This is a genomic window from Streptomyces sp. NPDC030222 (assembly GCF_055573115.1).
This window is the reverse complement of record NZ_JBVICA010000017.1, coordinates 127,687-145,296: the sequence shown is the minus strand read 5'-3', so window position 1 is coordinate 145,296 and position 17,610 is coordinate 127,687. Positions and strand designations below refer to the sequence as shown.

The 17,610-nt window shown below is 73.5% G+C and carries 11 protein-coding genes; 5 read left to right on the top strand and 6 right to left on the bottom strand.

The window, feature by feature from the left end:
- Positions 1-202 precede the first annotated feature (202 nt).
- The 5 genes from ACZ4Z5_RS23730 to ACZ4Z5_RS23710 all read left to right on the top strand — a co-directional run bounded on the left by ACZ4Z5_RS23730 (position 203) and on the right by ACZ4Z5_RS23710 (position 6,268).
- Entirely contained in the window at positions 203-2,005 is a 1,803-nt protein-coding gene (locus tag ACZ4Z5_RS23730) for an ABC transporter substrate-binding protein (protein ID WP_468265897.1), read from the top strand.
- 3 nt (positions 2,006-2,008) lie between these two features.
- Positions 2,009-3,085 carry an ABC transporter permease gene (locus tag ACZ4Z5_RS23725; protein ID WP_468265895.1) on the top strand — a complete coding sequence of 359 codons (1,077 nt, stop codon included), beginning with the start codon at positions 2,009-2,011 and terminating at the stop codon, positions 3,083-3,085.
- A 293-nt stretch (positions 3,086-3,378) separates the two neighbouring features.
- Positions 3,379-4,224 (top strand): ABC transporter permease, encoded by an 846-nt coding sequence (locus ACZ4Z5_RS23720; protein WP_468265893.1) that lies wholly within the window; start codon positions 3,379-3,381, stop codon positions 4,222-4,224.
- The gene (locus ACZ4Z5_RS23715; RefSeq protein WP_468265891.1) at positions 4,221-5,207 is read left to right on the top strand and encodes an ABC transporter ATP-binding protein; all 987 of its coding nucleotides are present in this window, start codon (positions 4,221-4,223) and stop codon (positions 5,205-5,207) included. The genes ACZ4Z5_RS23720 and ACZ4Z5_RS23715 overlap by 4 nt, the downstream gene beginning before the upstream one ends.
- Positions 5,204-6,268: an oligopeptide/dipeptide ABC transporter ATP-binding protein gene (locus tag ACZ4Z5_RS23710; protein WP_468265889.1), complete on the top strand. Its 1,065-nt coding sequence runs from the start codon at positions 5,204-5,206 to the stop codon at positions 6,266-6,268. The genes ACZ4Z5_RS23715 and ACZ4Z5_RS23710 overlap by 4 nt, the downstream gene beginning before the upstream one ends.
- An 85-nt stretch (positions 6,269-6,353) precedes the next feature.
- Here ACZ4Z5_RS23710 and ACZ4Z5_RS23705 read toward each other — a convergent pair whose 3' ends face one another.
- The 6 genes from ACZ4Z5_RS23705 to infB form a co-directional block, all read right to left on the bottom strand.
- On the bottom strand, positions 6,354-7,307 hold the full coding sequence (locus tag ACZ4Z5_RS23705; protein WP_468265887.1) for a bifunctional riboflavin kinase/FAD synthetase: 954 nt from the start codon (positions 7,305-7,307) through the stop codon (positions 6,354-6,356).
- A gap of 48 nt (positions 7,308-7,355) precedes the next feature.
- Positions 7,356-11,846: a serine protease gene (locus tag ACZ4Z5_RS23700; protein WP_468265885.1), complete on the bottom strand. Its 4,491-nt coding sequence runs from the start codon at positions 11,844-11,846 to the stop codon at positions 7,356-7,358.
- A 751-nt stretch (positions 11,847-12,597) separates the two neighbouring features.
- Positions 12,598-13,497 carry a tRNA pseudouridine(55) synthase TruB gene (gene truB, locus ACZ4Z5_RS23695; RefSeq protein WP_468265883.1) on the bottom strand — a complete coding sequence of 300 codons (900 nt, stop codon included), beginning with the start codon at positions 13,495-13,497 and terminating at the stop codon, positions 12,598-12,600.
- A gap of 2 nt (positions 13,498-13,499) precedes the next feature.
- Positions 13,500-13,943, bottom strand: coding sequence for a 30S ribosome-binding factor RbfA (rbfA, locus tag ACZ4Z5_RS23690; protein ID WP_468265881.1), 444 nt, complete (start codon positions 13,941-13,943; stop codon positions 13,500-13,502).
- 89 nt (positions 13,944-14,032) lie between these two features.
- Entirely contained in the window at positions 14,033-14,326 is a 294-nt protein-coding gene (locus ACZ4Z5_RS23685; protein ID WP_468265879.1) for a DUF503 domain-containing protein, read from the bottom strand.
- A gap of 139 nt (positions 14,327-14,465) precedes the next feature.
- Positions 14,466-17,501, bottom strand: a complete 3,036-nt coding sequence (infB, locus tag ACZ4Z5_RS23680; protein WP_468265877.1) for a translation initiation factor IF-2 — start codon at positions 17,499-17,501, stop codon at positions 14,466-14,468.
- Positions 17,502-17,610 lie beyond the last annotated feature (109 nt).

Below are 17,610 nucleotides of genomic sequence, written 5' to 3'. Positions count from 1 at the left end.
GCGTCAGGGGTCTGGACCATTGAGGGCCCGCACCGCGTTCACGGTGCGGGCCCCTCGGCGTTTCCGCAGCCCACACAGGGTGCAGACATGGTTTCGTGTCCCGTTGACGCGGTCGACGGCCGCTGATACACCATCGCTGCACCAGCCGGCGTCTCCTGCTCAACCCGCCTTCTCCGTGCGAGTCATGACGCGAGGTCAGTCCATGGACAAACGCCCCGACATCCGCCGACTCCTGGTCATCGGTTCCGCCGCACTCGCCCTCGTCGCCACCGCCGCGCCCCCACAGGCCGCCGCGGACGACGGCAAGCGGGTCCTCACCGTCGCCGTGTCGCAGAGCGTCGACTCACTGAGCCCGTTCCTCGCCCAGCGGCTGCTCAGTACCAGCGTGCACCGTCTGATGTACGACTACCTGACCAACTACGACGCTGAGGACGGCCACGCGATCCCCGGACTCGCCACCGCTTGGAAGGCGTCCCCGGACAAGCTGACCTGGACGTACACCATCCGCAAGGACTCGAAGTGGTCCGACGGCCGGCAGGCCACCGCCGAGGACGCGGCATGGACGTTCAACAAGATGATGACCGACGAGGGAGCCGCAACCGCCAACGGATCGTTCGTCGGCAACTTCGAGAAGGTGACGGCCCCCGACCCGCAGACACTGGTCATCCGGCTGAAGAAGCCCCAGGCGACGATGCTGGCCCTCGACGTGCCGATCGTGCCCAGGCACGTGTGGGAGAAGGTCGGCGACCTCTCGACGTTCAACAACGACAAGAAGTTCCCGGTCGTCGGCAACGGCCCGTACGTCCTCACGGACTACAAGGTCGACCAGTACCTGAAGCTGGAGCCCAACGAGGACTTCTGGCGCGGCGCACCGAAGTTCGACGAACTGGTATTCAAGTACTACAAGGACGGGGACGCGGCTGTCGCCGCTCTCCGCAAGGGCGAGGTGTCCTTCGTCTCCGGTCTGACCCCGGCTCAGGCGGCGGCACTCGGCAAGGCATCGCAGATCAAGGTCAACGACGCACCCGGCCGGCGCTTCTACGCCCTGGCCACCAACCCGGGGGCGCAGGCGCGGAACGGCAAGGCGTTCGGCACCGGCCACCCCGCGCTCCGCGACCAGAGGGTGCGCCACGCCCTGTTCGCCGCCACCGACCGCCGTGCCATCGTGGAGAAGGTCTTCCAGGGGCACGCCGTCGAGGGCGAGGGCTACATCCCGCCGCGCTTCTCCTCGTACTTCTGGAAGCCGGAAGAGGCCCAGCGGATCGCCTACGACCCGGCGCGGGCGGCGGCACTCCTCGACGAGGCCGGATACAAGAAGAACCGCGCGGGCGTCCGGGCCGACAAGAACGGCCGGCCGCTGGCCCTCCGCATCCTGTGCCACGCCACGGACCCCAACGACAAGGCCGTCGGCCAGTACCTCCAGGAGTGGTGGGGGAAGCTCGGCATCGCCCTGAAGGTGGAGTGCCTCGACAACGTCTCCGACCCGTGGGCCGCCGGTGACTACGACCTGGCGTTCGACGGCTGGTCCGTGAACCCCGACCCGGACTTCGTGCTGTCCATCCACACCTGTGCCGCACTGCCCGCCACCCCGAAGGACACCGGGGCCACCGACAACTTCATCTGCGACAAGCAGTTCGACGGGCTGTACGCACAGCAGCTCGCCGAATACGACCCCGCCAAGCGGGCGGATCTGGTCAAACGTATGCAGTCCCGGCTGTACGACACGGGGTACATGAACGTCATGGCGTATCCGAACGCCGTGGAGGCGTACCGCACCGACCACATCTCGTCCATCACGACCATGCCGAAGGCCGCCGGGAACATCTGGGGCCAGGACGGCTACTGGAGCTGGTGGTCGGCCGCCCCGACGGACCGTGGCCGGGTGCCGGGCGGCGGCTCGGGCACCGGTGTCGCGATCGGGGTCGGTGTGGCCGTCGTCGCGGCGGCAGCCCTCGGGGTGCTCGGCGCGCGGCGACGCCGCGCCGGCGCGGACGACCGTGAATAGTCGATGACCACGGCCAGTACCCCCGGAGCGGTCCGGGACACGGCGGACGGCGGCCCGGCGAGGACCGGGGCGTCCGGACGGGCCGGAGCCCGCTCCGGCTCCGCGGCCGCCTACCTCACGTATCTCGGCGGACGGCTCGCCGGCGCGGCCGTGTCGCTGCTCGCCGTGCTCGTCACCGGGTTCTTCCTCTTCCGGATCGTCCCCGGCGACCCCGTGCGCACCATGACCCACGGGCGCCAGGTTTCCAACGAGCAGCTGGCGGCGCTACGGCGCCAGCTCGGCCTGGACCTGCCGCTGTGGCAGCAGTTCACGGACTACTGCGCCCGTGCGATCACCGGGGACCTCGGAGTCTCGTACCAGTTCCACGCCCCGGTCGGGGAGCTGATCGCCGAGAAGCTGCCCGCGACGCTGCTGCTCACGGGGGTGGCGGTGGTGGTCTACTCGACGCTCGGTCTGTGGCTCGGCACCCGCTCGGCGTGGCGGCACGGCGGGCTCGGGGACAGGATCGGCACGGGCGTGGCACTGACGTTGTGGTCCGTGCCGTCGTTCTGGCTCGGACTGCTGCTGATCATCACCTTCTCGGTCGGTGCCGGACCGCTGCCGGGGCTGTTCCCGACCGGCGGCATGGAATCGGGAACAGGCGACGGACTCGGTCACGTACTGGACGTCGCGCACCACATGGTCCTGCCGGTGCTGACGCTCGTGGCGGTCGGCTACGCCCAGACACTGCTGGTCATGCGGTCCTCGCTGCTCGACGAGATGGGCAGCGACTATCTGACGACGGCCAGGGCGAAAGGGCTCCGGGACGATCTGGTGCGGCGCCGGCACGCCGTGCCCAACGCGCTGCTGCCCACGGTCACCATGGTGTTCATCAACCTCGGACATGTGGCGGCCGGGTCGATCCTCGTCGAGACCGTGTTCTCCTGGCCGGGCCTGGGCGGACTGTTCTACCAGGCGCTGAGCGTGCCCGACCTGCCGCTGGTGCAGGGTCTGTTCATCGTGTTCGCGGGAGCGATGATCCTCATGAATCTCGTCGCAGATCTGCTCTATCCGCTACTGGACCCCCGGGTGGCCCGATGACGGCGGGGACGGAAGACCGACCGGGCGGGACCGAAGGACAACCGACCGGAACGGACCCGCAGAAGACCGGCACGGACGCACGGACGACCGGCGCGGACGCATCACGGACCGGAACGGACCGACGGACGGCGGGGACTGACCGGCGGACGGCCGGGACCCGCCGACAGACAACCGGAACCGACTGGCAGACATCCGGAACCGACCGACAGACATCCGGGACCGACCGGCAGACGACAGGAGCCAGCCGACGGACGGCCGCGGCGCTCGCCCGGGCCCGCCGCCGGGAGTCGGCGATGCGCTTCTGGCGGCAGTACCGCACGCACCGGGCCGGCCTGTACGGCCTGGCAGGACTGGCGTTCATCGCACTGATCGCCGTCGCGGCGCCGCTGCTGACCGGCGGGGACGTGCGGAGTGTCACCGACGCCCCCGGGGGCGCGCTGGAGCCGCCGAGCGCAGAGTTCCCCCTGGGGACGGACCAGTTCGGACGGTCCCTGCTGGGGCTGCTGATCTGGGGCGCGCGGATCTCCCTCACCGTGGGGCTGCTCGCGGCGGCCCTGTCCGTGGCGATCGGCACCCTGGTGGGGATCGTCGCGGGGCACTTCGGCGGCTGGTTATCGACCGTGCTGATGCGGGTCACGGACTGGTTCCTGGTGATGCCGACGCTGGTCCTGGCGATCGTGCTGGCGACCGTGATGTCGCGCAGTGTGTGGACGGTGATCGTGGCTATCGGCGTCACCAGCTGGCCGACGACCGCACGGCTGGTGCGTGCCCAGACGCTCGCCGTGGAGTCCCGCCCCTACATCGAGCGCGCGACCGCGCTGGGCGGCGGCCACGGCCACATCATGGGCCGGCACGTGCTGCCGAACGTTCTGCCGCTGGTGCTCGCCCAGACCACGCTGTGCATCTCCAACGCGATCCTGACCGAGGCGACGCTCGCCTTCCTCGGGCTCGGCGATCCGTCCGTCGTCTCCTGGGGCGGCATGCTCCAGGACGCACGGGAGGCCGGCGCCGTGTCGTCCGGGCACTGGTGGTACCTGGCCCCGCCCGGAATCGCCGTCGCCCTCGTCGCGCTGTCGTTCACGCTCTGCGGCAGGGCCGTCGAGGCCGTCCTCAATCCGAAGCTGGGGGTGGCGCATTGAGCCTTCTGGAGGTCAGGGACCTGCATGTCACCTACGGGACGGGCGCCGCCGCGGTCCCCGCCGTACGCGGTGTCGGCCTGGTGCTCCCGCCGGGGGGCAAGCTCGGGGTGGCGGGCGAGTCCGGCTGCGGGAAGTCGACCCTGGCGCTCGCCCTACTGCGGCTGCTGCCCGCCACGGCGCGGATGAGCGGGCAGATCCTGCTGGACGGCGAGGACGTCCTCACCATGCGCTGGGGGCGGCTCCGGGCGGTCCGCTGGGCGGGCGCCTCGATCGTCTTCCAGGGCGCGATGCACTCCCTGAACGCCGTACACCGGGTCGCCGACCAGATCGCCGAACCCCTCCTGCTGCACGGGAAGGCCACCCCGGCCACCGCCCGGAAGCGGGTCGGCGCGCTGCTGGAGCAGGTCGGCCTGCCGGCCTCGCGGGCACAGGCATACCCGCACGAGCTGTCCGGCGGACAGCGGCAGCGCGTCATGATCGCCATGGCGCTCGCCTGCGAACCCCGGCTGATCGTCGCCGACGAACCGACCACCGCGCTCGACGTGATGATCCAGGCGCAGATCCTACGGCTCATCGAACAGCTCGTCGCCGACCAGGACATCGGTCTGCTGATGATCAGTCACGATCTGGCGGTGCTCGCCGGCACCTGCGACCGGCTCGCCGTCATGTACGCGGGCCGGGTCGTCGAGGAGGGCCCCGCCCAGCAGGTCTACGATGCGGCCGAGCACCCCTACGGCCGGGCCTTGTCCGCCGCGTTCCCGCGCATCGGCGACCAGGCCTCCCGCCTGGCCCCGCGCGGGCTGCCGGGCGACCCGCCCGATCCGGCCGCCCTGCCCGGCGGCTGCTCCTTCCGACCCCGCTGTCCGGTCGCACTGGAATCCTGCGCCGCCGACGACCCCGCTCTGCGGGAGGCCGGACCGGGGCACCGGGCGGCCTGTGTCCATGTCCCTCCCGAGGTGCCGACGTCGAGGAGCGCCCAGTGACCACCACCGCCCCGACTCCACCCACCCCGCCCACGGCCCCCGACCCGTCGGTCCCCGCCGCTCCCCTGCTGTCCGCGTCCGGCGTGCAGGTCACGTTCCCGGGCCGGCGCGGGGCCCCCGCCGCCCGGGCGGTCGACGGCGTCGACCTCGACATCGGGCCCGGTGAGATCGTCGCGCTGGTCGGCGAGTCCGGGTGCGGCAAGACGACTCTCGCACGCACCCTGCTGGGGCTGGTGCGGCCCACGTCCGGAGCGGTGTCGTTCGGCGGGAGGCCGCTGGACTACGGCCCCCGTGCGCTCAAGGCGTACCGCCGGCGGGTGCAGCTCGTGCTGCAGGACCCGAGCGGCTCGCTGAACCCCAGGCACACCGTGTACGAGGCCGTCGCCGAGGGCCTGCGCATCCACCGGTACGCGGAGGACGAGCGGGCGGCCGTCGCGGGGGCGCTCGCCCGGGCGGGACTGCGTCCGCCGGAACGGTTCCTCCTGCGCTATCCGCACGAGCTGTCGGGCGGTCAGCGGCAGCGTGTGGTGATCGCGGGCGCGCTGGTCCTGGAACCGGAGCTGATCGTGGCGGACGAGCCGGTGGCCTCGCTCGACGCGTCCGTCCGCGGCGAGATCCTCGCCCTGCTGCTCGGGCTGCGGGCCGAGCTGGGGCTGTCGGCGCTGGTGGTGACGCACGACCTGGGGCTGGCCTGGAACATCGCCGACCGGGTCGCGGTGATGTACCTGGGGCGGATCGTTGAGACCGGTCCCGTGGAGGACGTACTGTCGGCGCCCCGTCACCCCTACACGCAGGCGCTGCTGTCCGTGCTGCCGGAGTCCTCGACCCCTCCGGTGGTGCTGAGCGGCGAGCCCCCGGACCCCACGCGCATCCCGGACGGCTGCCGCTTCCACGCCCGCTGCCACGTCCTCGCCTCGGGCGAGGCGGAGGCCGCCGGGGTCGCCACCGCCTGCCGGACGCTCGACCTGCCCGTCCTGCCGGGAGACGGTATGAAGCGCGCGGCCTGCCACTGGGCGGCGGCACGCTCGTCGCGCTGGGCGACGGACGGGCGGGGCCCGTGACCGTTGACGAGCCCGGTGTCGAGAGCCGACGGCCCGGTGGTGGCCGGCCGGCCTGCCCGCGGCTGCCCCCAGGGGTGCGGAACCGTTACGGGGTGTCGTACGTCTCGGTGAGCTCCCGGCAGCGCTTCACGTCCGCCGCGATCGCCTCCAGCAGCGCCTCGATCGACTCGAAGCGCTCCTGGCCGCGGACGTAGGACAGGAAGTCGACGGCGACGTGCAGTCCGTACAGGTCGAGGCCGACGCGGTCGATGGCGTACGCCTCGACGGTGCGCTCGGTGCCGTCGAACTGGGGGTTGGTGCCGACGGAGATCGCGGCGGGCATCCGCTCGTCGTTCGCGGTCAGCCAGCCCGCGTACACGCCGTCCGCGGGGATCGCGGTGTGCGGCAGCGTCTCCACGTTCGCCGTCGGGTAGCCGAGTTCGCGGCCGCGCTGGGCGCCGCGCACCACGATGCCCTCGACGCGGTGCGGGCGGCCCAGGATCTCCGCCGCGCCCTCCATGTCGCCCTCGGCGACGAGGCGTCGCGCCAGGGTGGACGAGAACGGCTCGCCGCCGCCCGCCTCGCCCCGGACGAACAGGTCGACGACCTCGACCTCGTAGTCGTACGTCCCGCCCAGCTCGGCGAGGAACTCGACGTTCCCGGCCGCCCTGTGGCCGAAGCGGAAGTTCGGGCCTTCGATGACCGCACGGGCGTGCAGCTTGTCGACCAGCACCTTCACGATGAAGTCCGCCGCGGACAGCTGCGAGAACTCGGCGGTGAAGGGCAGGATCAGCACCGCGTCCACGCCGAGCCGTTCCATCAGCTCGGCACGGCGGTGGTGCGGGGCCAGCAGCGGCGGGTGGCTGCCGGGGCGCACGACCTCGCTCGGGTGGGGGTCGAAGGTCACGACGACGGCGAGTACGCCCAGCTCACGGGCGCGCGCCACGGCCCTGCCGATGAGCAGCTGGTGTCCGCGGTGCACACCGTCGTAGGACCCGATGGTGACGACGCTGCGCCCCCAGTCCTCGGGGATGTCCTCCAAGCCACGCCAGCGCTGCACTGTGACCGCTCCTCGCCCGGTACCCGAACCCGTGTACGTCCTGTCTCCTTATGCAGGACTAAGAGTGCCATGCCCGAGCTCCTCGACCGGCATCGGCACCGGACTCGGGAGTGCGACGGGCGCCCGCCGGGACACGGTCCCGGCCATGTCCGGGGTGCCCGCAGTGCCCGTCGTGCCCGGCGTCCGGGGCGTGCGCGAGTCGATCGCGCCCCCCAGGGTCTCGATGGTGCGGCGGGCGCTGGGGCCGATGAGCGGGGCCCATGCCTGTGGGGCCGCGGCGAGCCAGCCCACGATCCGCGCGGCGAAGCCGGGCACGTCCCGCGCGAGCGCGACCAGCCTCCGGTCCAGGGCGGTGGCGCCCGCGGGGGTGCGGAGCAGCAGCAGGGCGGCGCGGTGGACCAGGTCCCTCGTGTGGGCGTCGGGCCTCTTCTCCGCTCCCCGGGCGGCGGCTCCCAGCAGGGCGTCCAGGACGGACAGGCTCCCGGGTACGCCGTGTCGGCCGAGGGCGGCGTGGTGGCCGGGGGCGACGTGGTGGCCGGGCGCGACGTGTTGGCTCCGGGCGCTCGTGCGCCGGCTCTCACCGGCCAGGAGCAGGTCCAGCAGTTCCGTGCGCAGCGGTCGCGAGGCGCGGCCGCCGGGCGCGGCGAGAACGGTGGCGAGCGCGGTCCGCACCTCCGCGCTGCCGTCCCCCAGGAGTGTGGCGACCAGCGGGACCAGGGCGTCCCGGGCGTCCGGCCCGCCCCGCTCCAGGCACCGGTCGACGAAGGCCGCGACATGGACGGCGCCTTCCGGACGATGCTCCGCGTACTCCCGGACGACGACCGCGGCGTGCCGGGCCAGTGCCGGGGCTGGGGCCTGGGCCTGGGCCTGGGCTGGGGCCGGAGCTGGGGCGGTGACGTCGGCGAGGGCGCCGAGCACGTCCCCCGGGTCCGCGCCGGGCATACCGGGTGCGCCGGAGGCATCGCCTTCGTACAGGAGACGGGCCCGGAACGCGGCGAGGACGGGCTCCGGGTGCGTGCCGAGCGCGGGCACGAGCGCGCTGACGGTCAGGGCCGGGTCGCCGGACACGAAGCGTGCGAGGGCGTGTTCCAGGTGACCGGCCCGGCTCTCGGGGTCGCGGACCAGGAGGGCGAGCGCCGGCCCGTGGAGACCGGTGTCGGCGGGCCGGGCGAGCAGCGCGCGGGCCGCGAACCCGAGCAGGGCGCGATCGCCGCCGGTGGTGACGCGCGGGGCCGCCCGCAGCCCGTACGCGGCGGCCGCGGCCCGGCGGTCCGTACGTTCGTCGTGGGCCCAGCGGTCCACGGCGCGGCACACGGCGGACGGTTCGTCCTCGGCGAGCGCCGCGAGCAGCTCCTCGGCGTGCGGATGATCGGTGGCGGCGAGTGCCTCGCAGAGGTCGTCGACCGCCAGTCGCCGTCGGGCGTGCAGCAGCGCCTGGGCGGCCCCGGCGACGGTGGCGCGGACCGCCGGGGGCGCGGTGTCGCCCACCGCCAGTGCCCTTTCGTCGCCGAACCACCGGCACAGCAGCGGCTGGACGGTACGCGGGTCGTCCCTGAGCCTGCGGTCGACGACGTCGAGGAAGCGATCCCGGCACCGCGCCGCGTCCGGGGGGCCGTCGGCGGTGACGAGTCTCCGCAGGAGGTCCATCCGCTGGTCCTCGCCCACGTCGAGCCCCTCCCAGAACCCGGGCCCGAACACCTCCGACGCACCCGTCGTCCCCCCGCCCTTCGACGGTGTCACGAGGGACGCGACGACGTCCGCGAGCCGTCGCAGCACATCCCGGTACGCCCGTGGATCCCGCACGTGCGGCAGCACCTCTCCGAGCAGGCGAGCCGCCCACCACCGGGCCTCGACGGCGTGGGATCCCCCGTCGTCCCCACCACCGGCGAGGCTCGCTACGAGCCCGTCCAGCCGACGGGAGAGCGAGCTCTCGTCGGCCCGGCTGTCGAGCATGAGCAGTGCCTGGGCGATGACACCGGCCCGGTGCCGCGGCACGGTGCACGAGCCGCCGGCGTCCGCAGGACCGGTGACATCTCCTGGGACGGCGGCATCTCCGGCAACGGCTCCGGGAGGAACGGCGAGTGGTCCCACGACCCGGGCGTCTCCGCCAGGACCGCCGTGCGGTACCGGAGCCACCCGAGCCCCGCCTTCGCGGCCACACGACCCGGCCGCCCCCGTCGATCCCGCCCTGCGGGCGACCGGCAGGCTGCCGCCGGCAACGCTGCCACGGCCGCCCGGCGCGCCCACCCCGACGTGGACCTCGGCCGGGGGCGGCACAGCGCCGGAGACCGGCACCTCGTCGTGCCGTCGGCCTGCCGTCGGGCCGCCCGGCCCCGCGTCCGCGAGGCCGGGAGCAGGCACCCGGGCGTTCTCCACCCTGCCGCTCCCCCGGCCCGCGGCCCACGACGTGCCGACCGCCCCACCCGGCGACGGAACCCAGGTGACGAACGTCATGTCGTTCCCTGCCACGGGAGCCAGCGGACAGGGCCATTCCGGCACGTGCCTGGGCCGCTCGACCGTCCGGAACTCCGCCGACGAGCCGCCCTCCGGCCAGGCGGCCGCCGACTCTCCGGGCCCGCCTCCCCAGCGGCCCTGTACGACGGGCAACCGGACATCGGCCGTCACGTCGTTCGTCACGTCGTCCGCCGGTCGGGCACACCATGGTCGAACGGCTGTCTCCCGACCCCGGGCGTCCGGGACGGCGGGACGCCCGGGCCGGCGCGACGGCGGGCGGAGGGGGCGGTGGACCAGCGCTTCGAGGGCGGCGTCGACGTCGAGGTGGGCCGCCTGGAGCCAGTCGGCGAGTGATTCATGGGTGAAGCGGTATTCGCGGCCGACGGGGGCGAGGAGGCCCTCGGTGAGGACGGCCGGTGCCCAGCCGCCCTTCCAGGGGAAGAGCCGCTCGAAGGTCTCGCGGTCCAGTGCGCCGTGCCCGGGGCCGAGGCAGTGGCGGGCCGCTTCGTGGACGCGTCCGGCGACCCGGGCCGCGAGGCGGCGGACGGCGGTGCCCCGCAAGGGCGGGTGGACGGCCGCTGCCAGCCGCTGCGCGATGCGCAGGCAGACCAGGTCGAGGTAGGCGGAGTGGACCTCGGCCCGAGAGAGGGGGCGGGGCGGGGACACCGGCGGCAGGGCGTCGCGGACCTCGGCGAGGAGCCGAAGGGTGAGGGGGTGCCGGGCGTCGGCGGCCACGAGGGGTTCCGGCGGCAGCCCGTGACGTTCCCGGGCGCTTCCGGCCTCCGCCGGGGTGAGGTCCCCGATCCCCGCGGCGTGCGGAATGCGGGGCACCGGGTGCGCGGGGCGGTGGAGCACGGCCGCGGGATAGTGGGGGCCGGCCTGCTCCCAGTGCTCGGGGCGGCAGGCGACGACCAGGCGCACCCGGTGGTGCCGCAGCCATTCCGCCGTGCCCTCGGTCCATTCGCGCAGTCGGCCCGAGAGGGCGGGGGGCATTTCCTCGGGGCCGTCCAGGAGCACGAACAGCGGCCGTCCGGCGTCCGCGGCGAGCCGTGCGACGCGTTCGGGGGTGACGGGTGCCGCGCCGCCCCGCGCGTCGGTGCGGCGGCGGGCCCGGCCGAGCGCGCGGCCCACCGCGTCGGCCACGGAGGCGTCACCGGCCTCCAGGTCGGCGCCGCGCAGCCACACGGTGGGGGCCGGGTCCCGGTCCTGGACGCGGCGGGCGGCGAACGTGGCGAGTGCGGTGGTGCGTCCGGTTCCCGGACCGCCGACGAGGGCGAGTACGGAGGCGCTCTCCGCGGCGAACCGGGCGAACTCGCCGGCGGGGCCGGGACGCTCGACGAGGACCGTCCTGGTGAGCGCGGCCAGGGCGGGCCCGAGGGTGAGCGCCGTGAGGTGGAGGACCCCGGCGAGGTTGAGGTCTTCCCCGTGCCCGGGGACGGTGGCGGCGTTGCGGCGGAGAAGGGCGGCGAGCGGCCCCCCGGGGTCCGCGGCTGCCGTCGCGTCCAGCGGGAGCGCGAGGCCCGCGGTCCGGTGCCCTGCGTCCAGGCCGGTGCCGACGACGGCGAGGACGGCACCCGTGGTGGCGTCGAGGACGGGACTCCCGGTGGCGCCCGCGGCGCTGTGGAGGGCGTCGCTGCCGTCGGTGCCGAGCGCCAGCTCGACGGCGTGGCCGATGTGGTGCGAGCGATCTCCGGCGACGTGGGTGACGGGCGTGGTGCCGAGGATCCGGGCCTCGCGCCAGCCGCCCGCGGGGATCCGTACGTACGCGCCGGGGGCGGTGGCGCCGTCCCGAGTGGTGATCGGCAGGGGCCGTACGCGGAGGCCCTCGGCGCTGATGAGGGCGAGTCCGTGCTCCGGCAGCGGGGTGATGGCGTCGGACTCGGCGAACGGAGCCCGTCCTGCGTGTGCTGCGGCGTCGGGCGGGCCGTCGGCGGCGTCCGCGTGCAGCACGACGCGGGCGAGCCCGTCGACCGCTTCGTGGCTGGTGACGACCGTCCCCCGGTCGTCGGCGACGAAGCCGGTCCCTCGGGGACGCCCGGCCAGGTCACGGATGCGAACCAGCGTTTCCCCGAGCCTGTGTTTCATGTTGCGAAACGGTAGGTCTGGGAGGATCCGCCCGAGAAGGACGTAGTTCAAAAGCGCCCCCGAGTGCCCCCCTGGTTCACTCCGAGCGCCTGCTCGATGGGGTGAATCCCGGGGCCGGCGTGGATAGAGCTCCCGCGGGGGGATCGTGGAGCGGGCCACGGGCGCCGGCCCGCTCCACGATGATCGCTCGGGCCGGGCGGACGCCGCGGGCCTTGGAAGCGGGCCTTGGGAAGCGGGCCTTGGGAGGCCGCCCCCGCCGTCGGCCCGGGCGGGCCGTCCCGACGACGGCTCCGGACCGGCCCCACGACATCAGCCAAGGACCGTTCCACGGCGTGATCCACACACCCGTAGCGCACGACGTCGGACGGGGACCGGAACACGGGCTCCAGCCGGTACGGCGGCCTCGACACCGACCGGCCTCATGCCCCGAGCCGACGACCGGTTCCGCGACTTCCGCCGGGACGAGACTGCGTCGTGGGCAGGAAGACAGGAAGACCGGGAGACCGGCACCAGCCGGAACAGCGCCGTCGACACCGACCGACGGCGGACGGCCGCACCCCACGAGACCAGCCGACGAGCGGCGGTAGAGAACCGGCCCGGCGACACCGCCGACGAGCGGTCCCGGCAACGTACGCCAGGGACCGGAACTCGGAGATGGGCCGGAGGCCGGAACAGGACCGGCGTCAGCCACAGCCGATCGCCGGCCGTCAGCACCACGGACGCGGGGCCGGAGGCCGGGACGGCGCCCGTGTCAGCCGAAGACCGCCAGGCTCCTGGCCTTCCCCCGCTGTTCCTCGACGAGCGCGACGAAGCGCTCGTCCGGGCCGAACACGGCGACGGGACCCGCCGGGTAGGCGGGCATGTCGAGCCGGACCCCGTTCAGCAGCAGCCGGGCGCGCTTCTCGTCCACGTCCCAGCGCGGGAACGCGGCCGCGGCGGCCTCGGCGACGGGCATGACCGTCAGCTCCTCCTGGAGCTGGTCGAGGGTCCTGGCCCGGTCCAGCTTGTACGGGCCGACCCGGGTGCGGCGCAGGGCCGTCAGGTGGCCGCCGACGCCGAGCCCGGCGCCGAGGTCGCGGGCGAGGGCGCGGATGTACGTGCCGGAGGAACAGACGACGGAGACGACGAGGTCCACCACCGGGGTGCCGTTCTCGGCGACGGCCTCGCGGACGTCGTACACCTGGAAGGACGAGACGGTCACCGGGCGGGCGGGGATCTCGAAGTCCTCGCCGCCGCGGACGCGCGCGTACGACCGCTTACCGTCGATCTTGATGGCGCTGACCTTGGACGGCACCTGCATGATGGAGCCGGTCAGTTGTGCCACGCCCGCGTCGATGGCTTCCCGGGTCACCCCGGAGGCGTCGGCCGAGGACGTGATCTCGCCCTCGGCGTCGTCGGTGATCGTCGTCTGCCCGAGCCGGATCGTGCCCACGTACTCCTTCTCGGTCAGCGCGAGGTGGCCGAGGAGCTTGGTGGCCCGCTCGACGCCGAGGACGAGGACGCCGGTGGCCATCGGGTCGAGGGTGCCGGCGTGCCCGACGCGGCGGGTCCTGGCGATCCCGCGCATCTTGGCGACGACGTCGTGCGAAGTGAAGCCCGACGGCTTGTCGACGACGACAAGACCGTCGGGCACCTTTGCGGAGTGCTTCATTCCTACCGGTCGTCCTCGTCGGCGTCCTCGCCCGCCTTGCGGTACGGATCGGCTTCGCCGGCGTACGTGGCGCCCGTGGACGCCTCCCGTACCTCGGCGTCCTTGAGCCGCGCCTTGTCGAGCAGGTCGTCGATGGTGCGGGCGTTGTCCGGGAGAGCGTCCGGGACGAACGTCAGGGTCGGGGTGAAGCGGACCCCGGTCTGCCGTCCGACCTCGGAGCGCAGGACGCCCTTCGCGGACTCCAGGGCGGCCGCGGAGGCGGCACGCTCCTCGTCATCTCCGTAGACCGTGTAGAAGACCGTGGCCTCCCGCAGGTCGCCGGTCACCCGGGCATCCGTGATCGTGACGAAACCCAGCCGCGGATCCTTGATTCGCCGGTCCAGGGTCTCCGCGACCACGACCTGGATGCGATCGGCCAGCTTGCGGGCCCGCGCGTTGTCGGCCACCGGTCCGTTCCCTTCTCTGTTCTGTCCTGCTGTGTGTTCCGGGGGCCCGCGGCGGAGCCGCTGTGTCACAGCCCCCGGGAAGACAGCCGTCATTCGTCGTCGCCGTGCAGCCGCCGTCGAACCGACAGCAGCTCCACTTCCGGCCGGGCGGCGACGAGGCGCTCGCACCGGTCCAGTATGTCCGTGAGGTGTCCGGGGTCCCCGGACACCGCCGCGAGGCCGATCTCGGCCCTGCGATGGAGGTTCTGGCCGCCCACCTCGGCCACCGCCACCGCGTACTTGCGCTGGAGTTCGGCCACGATCGGGCGGACCACGGAGCGTTTCTCCTTCAGCGACCGTACGTCGCCGAGGAGCAGGTCGAAGGACAACGTCCCCACATACATGTATGTCCGGATGTCCCGCCGGTACGGGTTTGGTCGATGTCCCGCCCGCTCTTGGCAGGGACATCAGCACCGTACACGCAACGGCCGGGGCCGATCGACGGGATTTCGTCCCGCCGACCGGCCCCGAACACGGCACGCGTCAGCCGCGCGGCTTCTCGCGCATCTCGTACGTCGCGATGACGTCGTCGACCTTGATGTCGTTGAAGCTGCCGAGGTTGATACCGCCCTCGTAGCCCTCGCGGATCTCGGTGACGTCGTCCTTGAAGCGACGCAGGCCCTCGATGGTGAGGTTCTCCGCGACGACCTTGCCGTCGCGGATGAGACGGGCCTTGGTGTTCCGGCGGACCTCGCCGGAGCGGATGAGCACACCGGCGATGTTGCCCAGCTTGGACGAGCGGAAGACCTCGCGGATCTCCGCCGTACCGAGCTCGACCTCTTCGTACTCCGGCTTGAGCATGCCCTTGAGGGCCGCCTCGATCTCCTCGATCGCCTGGTAGATGACCGAGTAGTACCGGACGTCCACGCCCTCGCGCTCGGCCCGCTGCGTGGCACGCCCTGCGGCGCGCACGTTGAAGCCGATCACGATGGCGTCGGAGCCCATCGCCAGGTCGATGTCCGACTCGGTGACCGCACCGACACCGCGGTGCAGGACACGGATGTCGACCTCCTCGCCGACGTCGAGCTGGAGCAGCGAGGACTCGAGGGCCTCGACCGAACCGGACGCGTCGCCCTTGATGATGAGGTTGAGCTGCTGGACCTCGCCGGCCTTGAGCACCTTGTCGAGGTCCTCGAGGGACACCCGGCGGGTGCGCTTGGCGAACGCGGCGTTGCGCTCACGGGCGGCACGCTTCTCGGCGATCTGGCGGGCCGTGCGGTCCTCGTCGACGACCAGGAAGTTGTCGCCGGCGCCCGGGACGTTGGTGAGACCCAGGACCAGGACGGGAGTCGACGGACCCGCTTCCTCGACGTTGCTGCCCTTGTCGTCGAGCATCGCGCGGACACGGCCGTAGGCGTCGCCGACCACCATGGTGTCGCCGACCCGCAGGGTGCCTCGCTGGACCAGGACGGTCGCGACGGCACCGCGGCCGCGGTCGAGGTGGGACTCGATCGCGATGCCCTGCGCGTCCTGCTCCGGGTTGGCCCGGAGGTCCAGGGCGGCGTCCGCGGTCAGGACCACGGCCTCCAGCAGGCTGTCGATGTTCAGGCCCTGCTTGGCGGAGATGTCGACGAACATGGTGTCGCCGCCGTACTCCTCGGCCACCAGGCCGTACTCGGTCAGCTGACCGCGCACCTTCGTCGGGTCGGCGCCCTCGACGTCGATCTTGTTGACCGCGACGACGATCGGGACGTCCGCGGCCTTGGCGTGGTTGAGCGCCTCGACCGTCTGCGGCATGACACCGTCGTTGGCCGCCACCACGAGGATCGCGATGTCGGTCGACTTGGCACCACGGGCACGCATGGCGGTGAACGCCTCGTGACCCGGGGTGTCGATGAAGGTGATGCGCCGCTCTTCGTCGTTGACCTCGGTGGAGACCTGGTACGCACCGATGTGCTGCGTGATGCCGCCGGCCTCGCCCGCGATGACGTTCGTCTTGCGGATCGCGTCCAGCAGCCGGGTCTTACCGTGGTCGACGTGACCCATGACGGTCACCACCGGCGGACGCGCGACCAGGAACTCCTCGCCGCCCTCGTCCTCGCCGAACTCGATGTCGAAGGACTCGAGGAGCTCGCGGTCCTCCTCCTCCGGGCTGACGATCTGAACGGTGTAGTTCATCTCGCCGGCCAGGAGCTGCAGCGTCTCGTCCGAGACGGACTGCGTGGCCGTGACCATCTCGCCGAGGTTCATCATCACGGCGACGAGCGACGCCGGGTTGGCGTTGATCTTCTCCGCGAAGTCGGTGAGGGAGGCACCGCGCGACAGACGGACGGTCTCGCCGCTGCCACGAGGCAGCATCACGCCGCCGACGGACGGGGCCTGCATGGCCTCGTACTCCTGGCGCCGCTGCCGCTTCGACTTGCGGCCACGACGCGCCGGACCGCCGGGACGGCCGAACGCACCCTGCGTGCCACCACGGCCACCCGGACCGCCGGGACGGCCGCCGAAGCCGGGACGGCCACCGCCGCCACCGAAGCCGCCGCCACCGCCGCCGGGGCCACCGCCACCGGGACGGCCGGCGAAGCCGCCGCCGCCGCCCGGACGACCGCCGCCGCCGGGACCCGCGGGACGACCCGCGAAGCCGCCGCCGGGACGACCGGCACCACCGGGACGGCCGGCACCACCGGGGCCGCGACCGCCGCCGCCGGGGCCCGGACGCGGGCCGGCAGCGGGACGCTGCGGCATCATGCCCGGGTTGGGACGGTTACCGGCCGGGCCGCCGCCGGGACGCGGAGCCTGGGGACGCGGCATGGCACCCGGGGTCGGGCGCGGACCGCCGGCACCGGCCTGCGGACGGGGACCGCCCTGACCGGCGCCCTGGGGACGCGGGGCACCCGGAGCACCGGGGCCGCCGGGACGCGGGGCACCACCCGGACGGGGCGCCTGCGGGCGCGCCATGCCGGTGGAGCCGCCGGACGTGAAGGGGTTGTTGCCCGGACGCGGGCCCGCGGGGCGGGCACCCGGACGCGGGGCCTGCTGGCCCGGCTTCGGGGCGCCGGGACGGCCCGACTCGGGGCGGCCGGAGCCGGACGGACGAGCCGCCGGGCGCGGGCCGGGGGTCGGGGCACCGGACCGGGGGCCGGCCGCGGGGGCCGACGGAGGCGCGGTGAACTCCGGGGCGGCCGGAGCCGCGGGCGCCGGCTTGGGCGCGGGCTTCGGACCCGGAGTGGGACGCGGGCCCGGGCTCGGGACCGCTGCGGGAGCGCTGCTCGCCGAGGCCTCGGCAGCAGCCGGCCGGGGGGCCGGGGCGCCGGGCTTGGGGGCAGCCGGACGTGCCGCCTGCACCGGGGACGGCGCGGCGGGCTTGGGGGCGGCCTTCTTGGGGGCCGAGGGCTTACCGGCGGCGCGGCCGGAGCCGCTGCCCTGCTGGAAAGCGTCAGTCAGTTTGCGCACAACCGGCGCCTCGATGGTCGAGGACGCCGAACGGACGAATTCACCGAGTTCTTGGAGCTTGGCCATGACGACCTTGCTCTCCACGCCGAACTCCTTGGCGAGTTCGTATACCCGGACCTTAGCCACTTCGCTCCTTTTAGGTCCGGATTGTCGCCGGACCGTCGCTACTTCATGGGCGTACTCATCGCGTACTCATCGAGTGCTCATCGCAATCTCGACCTACTTCCGACTCGCG